This window comes from Neoroseomonas soli (genome assembly GCF_018129065.1).
Taxonomy (GTDB): domain Bacteria; phylum Pseudomonadota; class Alphaproteobacteria; order Acetobacterales; family Acetobacteraceae; genus Neoroseomonas; species Neoroseomonas soli.
The window spans coordinates 1-6978 of record NZ_JAAEDM010000137.1 but is presented as its reverse complement, the minus strand read 5'-3'; the positions used below and the strand labels follow the sequence as shown (position 1 = coordinate 6978).

The following is a 6978-nucleotide window of genomic DNA, read 5'->3' as shown; positions in this document are numbered from 1 at the left end:
CGTCGCCCGCGGCGGCACCTGCCCCGGCTGCGCCTGAGCCGCCGCCGCTCCTGGCTGCCGGACCGCCGCAGCGCGCCGCCGCCCGCCCCATCCCGGCACCCGACCCGGACCTGCTCGAACAGGGCCGGCACGGCATGCTGCCGCGCCTGGGACCCGACGGGCGGACCTCCATCCGCGCCTATGGGCGCGAATTCGACCGGCGCGACACCAGGCCGCGCATCGGCATCGTCGTGGCCGATGTCGGCCTTTCGGCAACGCAGACGGAGGAGGCGATCCGCCGCCTGCCTCCCGCCGTGGCGCTGGCCCTCTCCCCCTATGCCCCGCGCCCCGGACAGGCCGCGGAGCGGGCCCGCGAACGCGGCATGGAGACGCTGATCTCCGTGCCGATGGAACCCGCGGGATTCCCACTCAACGACCCCGGCGACCGCGCCCTTCTCACCGGGCGGCCGATGGCGGAGAACCTCGACCTGCTCGACTGGTCGCTCTCCCGCGCGCAGGGCTATGTCGGCGCCATCGGCGCCATCGGCGCCATGCGCGGCGAGCGCTTCGCCGCCCTGCCCGAGGCGATCGGCTCCGTGCAGGAAGCGCTGTTGCGCCGCGGCCTGCTCTATCTCGACCCGCGGCCCGGCGCACCCGCCCCGGCACGCGCCTGGGGCCGGAGCGTCGATGTCGTGCTCGACGAGCCGGCTGGCACGCGCAGCGAGATCGACCGCCGCCTCGCGGACCTCGAGCAGATCGCCCGTGACCGCGGCGCGGCGCTCGGCCTGGCCGGGGCGGCGACGCCCGTGCTGGTGGAGCGCGTCGCCGCCTGGGCCGCGACGCTGGACCAGCGCGGGATGGTGCTGGCGCCGGTCTCGGCCATGATCCGCCGCCCCGAATCGGCCGCCACCGATCCGCCCGGCCCGCGGAACGCCACGCCATGAGAGACCTGCCCTACCGTGACAATGTCGGCGCCGTGCTGTTCAACGATGCCGGCCTGATCCTCGTCGCCCGCCGCGCCGACCTGCCCAATGCCGAGGGCGCGCCCGGCGGCTGGCAGTTGCCCCAGGGTGGCATGGATGAGGGCGAGGACCCCGCCATCGCCGTCTTCCGCGAACTGGAGGAGGAGATCGGCACCGCCCGCGCCGAGATCCTCGCCGAGCACCCGCGCTGGCTCACCTACGACCTGCCGGAACACCTGGTCGGCAAGGCGCTCGGGGGCAGGTACCGCGGGCAGCGGCAGAAGTGGTTCGCGCTGCGCTTCCGCGGCACGGATGCGGACATCCGGCTCGACCTCGACCCGCATCCGGAATTCGACGCCTGGCGCTGGGCGCGGCTGGGGGAACTTCCCGGCCTCGCAGTCGCCTTCAAGCGCGCGATCTACGAGGATCTCGCGCGGGAATTCGCGCGCTTCGCGGGCTGATGCCGGCCGGCCTTCCCGCTGGCCGGCATCGGGGCTTCGGTTTCGCGCGTGCCCCCGGCCGGCCGCCCGCCCCATGCCCTTCGCTTCCCCGATGATGGGGTCACCGGCAAGGCCCGGCGGCATGAAGACCGCGCCCGGTCATGCCGTGACGGGCCGCATCCCGGCGGCCCGGCTTCCTGATCTCCGGCCCGCGAAGCCGGTCGAGGCCACCAAGGTGGCCCGCCGCCTTCACAATCCGGGGCGGCGGCGCAGCCGTTCCACGCCGCCGGCCGGCGTCGCGCCGCGGCGGAGCATGCAGGCGCGATAGGCGCGTGGCAGCGCTTCCTCGAGTTCGCGCTGGACGATGAACTGCTGCGAGGTGTTGTCGGACACGTTCGACCGGCGGATGCGGCGGACGTCTGGGTCGTTCAGGGCTTCCTCGCGGCAGGCCTGTCCATCCGGGCTGGGATCCTGCGGCATAAGGTCCACCAGCGAGGATTGCTGGCAGGCGCCAAGCGTGAGCAGCGCAAACAGCGCAACAGGGCGGATCATGCCGAGAGCCAGTCCTCGATCAGGCGGCGCGCGATGGAATCCGCCCGCGGCAAGGAGAAGCCGAGCGCCTGGTGGTTGCGGATCTGGTCCCGCGTGAACCAGCGCGCGTCCTTCAGTTCCTCGGGATCGATGCGGATCTCCTCGGTCAGCCCCTCGGCATGGAAGCCGAGCATGATGGAGGAGGGGAACGGCCAGGGCTGGGAGGAATGATACAGCACGTGGCCGACATCGACGCCGGCCTCCTCCTTCACCTCGCGCCGCACCGCTTCCTCGAGGCTTTCGCCCGGCTCCACGAAGCCGGCGAGCGTCGAGTACATGGTCACGTTCGGGAAGCGGTGCGAATGGCCGAGCAGGCAGGAATCGCCGCGCACCACCAGCATGATCACCGCCGGGTCCGTGCGCGGGAAATGCTGCGCCCCACAGCCCTGGCAGACCATGACGTGCCCCGCGGAGCGCGGCTCGCAGCGGCTGCCGCAGATGCCGCAGAAGCGGTGCTTGGTGCGCCAGTGCATCAGGCCGCGGGCATGGGCGAGCACGCTCGCCTCCCCCGCCGGCAGCAGGCCGGCGACCTGGCGCAGGTCGGTGAAGGTGCCCATGCCCTCGGGCAGCAACGGCAGCGGGTCGTCGGCGTGGGAGCAGTCCACCGCGAAGGCCGGGCGGCCTTCCCACAGGCCGAGGAAGGCCCAGGGCCCGTCCGCCATGCGCACGGATTCGGCGGCGGCGCCGGTCAGCAGCACCGCCTCCGGATGGCCGTCCGCGACGCCGCGCATGAGGCTGCGGGCGCGCCATACGGGGACGAAGAGGGTATCGGGATGGGTCAGCGCAGCGACGATGAATTCGGCGTCGTCGCGTTTCTCGCCCGCGCGGTCGAGCGGGCTGCCGGTATAGGCGTTTGGGCGGCTGGCGGGGATGGAGAGCATGCGGGCCGGACCCTGCCATGCGCTCACGCCTCCGTCCATCCGAGAGGCGGGGCGGTGTGCAATGCGGCAGGGGCGCGGCGTTTCGACGCGCCCGGACGGGCCAGGGCAGCCAGCCGGGCAGCGCGCCGCCATTCGCGGGCAAGTGCGGAACGCTCCACCGCGGCCGCGTGCGTCAGGGTCCCGAAGGCGCGCCCATCGCCGCGACGCGGCCGGCGACCGGGCCGGCATCGCGGTGGGCCGCGGAGGCCGCCGCGGGCCCGAGGGTGCCGAGGTACTTCATGCCGGTGTCGCACATGACCGTCACGACGGTCGCGCCCGGCCCAAGCCGCCCGGCCACACGCAGCGCGGCGACGACGTTCGCGCCGGTCGAGGTGCCGGCAAAGAGGCCTTCTTCCCGCGCCAGCCGGAGGGCCATCGCGGTCGACTCCGCGCTCGAGACGGGCTCGATCGCGTCGGCGATATCCGGCTTCCACAGCGGCACGACATAGCCGGCGCCGATGCCGTCGATCCTGTGCGCCCCGGTCGGGCCGCCCGAAAGCACGGCCGATTCCGCCGGCTCAACGGCGACGATGCGGATGCCGGGCTGGCTCGCGCGCAACGCCTCGCCCACGCCGCGCAGGCTCGCCGCCGTGCCGACGGCCTGGACGAAGGCGGCGACGGGGCCTTCCGCCTGCGCGTCGATCTCGGCCGCCATGCGGCGATAGGCGGCGAACTGGTCGGTGTTCCGCATCTGGTCGGTCGCGAAGGCGCCGGCCTCGGCGGCGATGGCGTGTGCGGTGGCGATCATGTCGCGGGTCAGCTTCCCGGTCATGCGCCCGCCGTCGCTCGGCAGCACCTCGAGTCGCGCGCCGAGGATGCGCATGTGGTCGAGCTTCTCCCGCGCGAAGGCGTCCGAAGTGACGATGTGCAGCGGATGGCCCTTCACCGCGCAGACCAGGGCGAGCGAGACGCCCGTGCTGCCCCCCGTGTATTCGACGACGGCCCCGCCCGGCGGGAGGCGGCCATCGGTCTCGGCCGCCTCGATCATCGCCAGCGCCATGCGGTCCTTCATGCTGCCGGTCGGGTTGGCGCTTTCGACCTTGAGCAGGATGCGCGCGCCGCCGGCGGGCGGGATCCGGCGCAGGGGAAGCATCGGGGTCTTGCCGATGGCATCGAGGATCGTCGGCATCGGGCCTTCCTTCGCCGTGGGAGGGAATTGGCGAATTTTGCTTGTATCTGCAAAATTTGCAGCTACATATTTATGCGGACATCGAGATGCAACCGAAATCGACCCTCCGCAGGGATGCACGGGAGCTGGTGCAGGCCTGCGCCGGCTGGAACAGCCGCCTCGCTGCCCGGCGGATCACCCAGTTCCTCGACCGCGAGATGGCCGGATGCGGGCTCTCGGTCGCGCAGATCGGGCTGATGGCGCAGGTCGCCGTCGCCGCCGACGACACGCTCGGCGCACTGGCGCGGCGAACCGGGCTCGATCCTTCCACCCTGTCGCGCAACCTGCGGACGCTCGAGGCGGCGGGGCTTGTCGAGATCGTGACCGCGGAGGCGGACCTGCGGCGGCGTGCCGTGTGGCTCACGGAAATCGGCCTGCGGCGCCTCGATGCCGCGCTGCCGGTCTGGCGCCGGGCGCAGGCCGCGCTGGAGGAGCACCTCTCCGCGGCCCTGGCGCGGCGTCTGGCGGCGGAGGCGGATGCGCTGCCCGGCGAAGGGCCGGCGGCACCGCGAAGCCGCCAGGGCTGATCCCGGCCTTCGAGGATTCGCACGATCGGGTCGGGATGCCCGCGGGTCCGCCGGGACGGACCAGCCGCCCGGAGTCGTGCCGGATGGAAGCCGCGCCCGCCCTACCGGGCCGAGAGCCCCGGCCAATTGGCATCCGCCCGCGCGATCCGGCCGGGGATGTCCCTCTCCCAGCGCCGCTGCACGGCGCGGTCGTAATTCAGGAAGAGCCGCCCATCGACGATCCGCCAAGCGGCAGGATCGATCGGCGCGGTATAGCCCTCGCTGACCGCGTAGGCGCAGAAGCCGCCATAGGCGGGGGCGTAGCGTTCGGGTTCGGCGGCGAAGAGGTCGCGGTGCGCGGCAGAGGCAAAGCGCCAGGTCGCACCGCGCCACGGTGTCGTGAACCTGGGATTCCCGGCGATCGCGCGGCCCTCGGTGAAATAGGCCACCACGTCGGTGCCGCGCACGGCGACGCCGTCCTCGACATTCACCTGCGCGGCGCGCCCCGTGCCGGGGAAGAGCAGCGTGCCGAGCGGCACGGCCAGCGTGGCGCCGGGGACCATCCAAAGCATCGAACGGCGGGAAAGGGCCATGGCGGTGTCTCCTTCGCCTTTCGTTTCGTCGGCGCGCCCTGTCCGGTTACACCGCCCCGGCCAGGGGCCTGGCGCGCATGACGAGGCGGGCGGGGCGCGGCCTCATGATCCCGCTGCCCGCCCGCCCGAAGGCGGCAACGGAGGTCGCCGGCAGCATTGACGAAAGCGTGCCAGAGGCCTCCGGCGGCTGCATGGAATGCCTGCGCCGATCCCATGCCGAGGGGGGCTGGTGCGCGGGGCGGGGTGACATGATATGGTGCCCTCGGAAGGTCGGCGGCGGACGGGCTCCCCGCCAACCCGGTCAGGTCCGGAAGGAAGCAGCCGTAACGGGTTCTCGCCCGGGTCGTTCGTCGGCCTTCCACCTGTCAAGCCACACCGGCCCGAGCGGCCGCGCCGCCCCAGGGAACGCATGGCCTCCGACCTCCTTGGCTCCCCCGCCGCGCAGGACGCGGACGCGATGGCCGAGGAAGGCCTCCCCGAGCCCCCGCCCCCCGAAGGGCCGGGTCTTTTCGGTGACCCCGCACCGGCGCCTGCCGCAACCCCGCCGCCCGCACAGAAGCCTGTCGCCATCGTGACGACCGGCCCGTACCGCGTGCTGGCGCGGAAATACCGCCCGACCAATTTCGACGACCTGATCGGCCAGGAAGCCCTGGTCCGCACCCTGCGCAACGCCTTCGCGCAGGGGCGCGTGCACCACGCCTTCCTGCTGACCGGCGTGCGCGGCGTGGGCAAGACCACGACCGCGCGCATCATCGCCCGCGCGCTGAACTGCATCGGCCCGGACGGCAAGGGCGGCCCCACCGCCGATCCCTGCGGCGTCTGCCCCGAATGCATGGCGATCCTCGCCGACCGCCACCCGGACGTGGTGGAGATGGACGCCGCATCCAACCGCGGCATCGACGACGTTCGTGAACTGAGGGAAGCCCTGCGCTTCCGCCCCGCCCAGGGACGCCAGAAGGTGTTCATCCTGGACGAGGTCCACATGCTGACGGACCAGGCCTTCAACGCGCTGCTGAAGTCGCTGGAGGAGCCGCCACCCTCCGTCACCTTCGTGCTGGCGACGACGGAACTGCGCAAGGTGCCCGTCACCATCCGCAGCCGCTGCCAGACCTTCTCGCTGCGCCGCGTGCCGGTGGACGTGCTCCGCGCGCATTTCGGCCGCATCGCGGAGAAGGAGGCGATCGAGGCCGAGGGCGAGGCGCTCGGCATGGTCGCGCGCGCGGCCGACGGGTCCGTGCGCGACGGATTGTCGCTGCTCGACCAGGCCATCGGCCTCGCGGGCGGCGGCGCCGTCACGGCGGAGGGCGTGCGCGACATGCTCGGCCTCGCCGACCGCTTCATGGTCTTCGACCTGATGGAAGCGGTGATGGACGGGGACGTCGCGCAGGCGCTCGCCATCCTCGACCGCACGCATGAAGTCGGCGCCGATCCGCTCGCGGTCCTGCAGGACCTGGCGGAACTCACGCATTTGCTGACGCGCTTCCGGGCCGCGCCGGCACTCAAGGACGACCAGACGCTGCCGGAGGCCGAACGCACCCGCGGCGGGGCGCTCGCGATGCGGCTTTCCGTCCCGATCCTGGGCCGCGCCTGGCAGATGCTGCTCAAGGGCATCGCCGAGGTGCAGCAGGAAGGCGTGGATCGCCGCGCCGCGGCGGAGATGGTGCTGATCCGGCTCGCGCATGTCTCGGACCTGCCGACGCCGGGCGAACTCGTGAAGCGCCTGATGCAGGAGGACGGCGGCGACACCGCCCCGCGTCCCGCGCCGGGTGGCGGTTCCGGCGGATTGCGCGCCGTCGCGGGCGGCGGCGCCGTCGCGGCC

The 6978-nt window shown here is 73.0% G+C and carries 8 protein-coding genes and 1 other RNA gene; 5 read left to right on the top strand and 4 right to left on the bottom strand.

Annotated elements, in window-relative coordinates; genetic code table 11:
• The coding region (locus tag GXW76_RS24410) for a divergent polysaccharide deacetylase family protein (protein WP_211864749.1) at positions 1 to 923 on the top strand (923 nt) is incomplete at its 5' end.
• Positions 920 to 1402, top strand: a complete 483-nt coding sequence (locus GXW76_RS24405; RefSeq protein ID WP_211864748.1) for an RNA pyrophosphohydrolase — start codon at positions 920 to 922, stop codon at positions 1400 to 1402. The genes GXW76_RS24410 and GXW76_RS24405, both read left to right, overlap by 4 nt.
• Before the next feature lie 228 nt (positions 1403 to 1630).
• Here the strand turns inward: GXW76_RS24405 and GXW76_RS24400 are convergent, their stop codons facing one another.
• The 3 genes from GXW76_RS24400 to GXW76_RS24390 form a co-directional block, all read right to left on the bottom strand.
• A complete protein-coding gene (locus GXW76_RS24400; protein WP_211864747.1) occupies positions 1631 to 1933 on the bottom strand; it encodes a hypothetical protein in 303 nt (100 codons plus the stop codon).
• Positions 1930 to 2853 (bottom strand): NAD(+) diphosphatase, encoded by a 924-nt coding sequence (gene nudC / locus GXW76_RS24395; protein ID WP_211864751.1) that lies wholly within the window; start codon positions 2851 to 2853, stop codon positions 1930 to 1932. Before nudC ends, GXW76_RS24400 begins: the two co-directional genes overlap by 4 nt.
• Positions 2854 to 3025: 172 nt before the next feature.
• Positions 3026 to 4021, bottom strand: coding sequence for a PLP-dependent cysteine synthase family protein (locus tag GXW76_RS24390; protein ID WP_211864746.1), 996 nt, complete (start codon positions 4019 to 4021; stop codon positions 3026 to 3028).
• Positions 4022 to 4107: 86 nt separating this feature from the next.
• Here GXW76_RS24390 and GXW76_RS24385 point away from each other — a divergent pair, with 86 nt between their 5' ends.
• A complete protein-coding gene (locus tag GXW76_RS24385; protein WP_211864745.1) occupies positions 4108 to 4587 on the top strand; it encodes a MarR family winged helix-turn-helix transcriptional regulator in 480 nt (159 codons plus the stop codon).
• Positions 4588 to 4688: 101 nt separating this feature from the next.
• On the opposite strand, the gene GXW76_RS24380 is transcribed toward GXW76_RS24385, so the two are convergent.
• Positions 4689 to 5159 carry a YHS domain-containing (seleno)protein gene (locus GXW76_RS24380; protein ID WP_211864744.1) on the bottom strand — a complete coding sequence of 157 codons (471 nt, stop codon included), beginning with the start codon at positions 5157 to 5159 and terminating at the stop codon, positions 4689 to 4691.
• Positions 5160 to 5424: 265 nt separating this feature from the next.
• On the opposite strand from GXW76_RS24380, the gene ffs reads away from it, so the two are divergent.
• An RNA gene (ffs, locus tag GXW76_RS24375) (signal recognition particle sRNA small type) lies at positions 5425 to 5521 on the top strand.
• A gap of 47 nt (positions 5522 to 5568) precedes the next feature.
• On the top strand, positions 5569 to 6978 hold a 1410-nt coding region (locus GXW76_RS24370; protein ID WP_246514683.1), incomplete at its 3' end, for a DNA polymerase III subunit gamma/tau.

Coding starts and splice junctions, on each gene's coding strand:
- GXW76_RS24405 (WP_211864748.1), top strand. CDS start 920: ATGAGAGACCTGCCCTACCGTGACAATGTCGGCGCCGTGCTGTTCAAC.
- nudC (WP_211864751.1), bottom strand. CDS start 2,853: ATGCTCTCCATCCCCGCCAGCCGCCCAAACGCCTATACCGGCAGCCCG.
- GXW76_RS24390 (WP_211864746.1), bottom strand. CDS start 4,021: ATGCCGACGATCCTCGATGCCATCGGCAAGACCCCGATGCTTCCCCTG.
- GXW76_RS24400 (WP_211864747.1), bottom strand. CDS start 1,933: ATGATCCGCCCTGTTGCGCTGTTTGCGCTGCTCACGCTTGGCGCCTGC.
- GXW76_RS24385 (WP_211864745.1), top strand. CDS start 4,108: ATGCAACCGAAATCGACCCTCCGCAGGGATGCACGGGAGCTGGTGCAG.
- GXW76_RS24380 (WP_211864744.1), bottom strand. CDS start 5,159: ATGGCCCTTTCCCGCCGTTCGATGCTTTGGATGGTCCCCGGCGCCACG.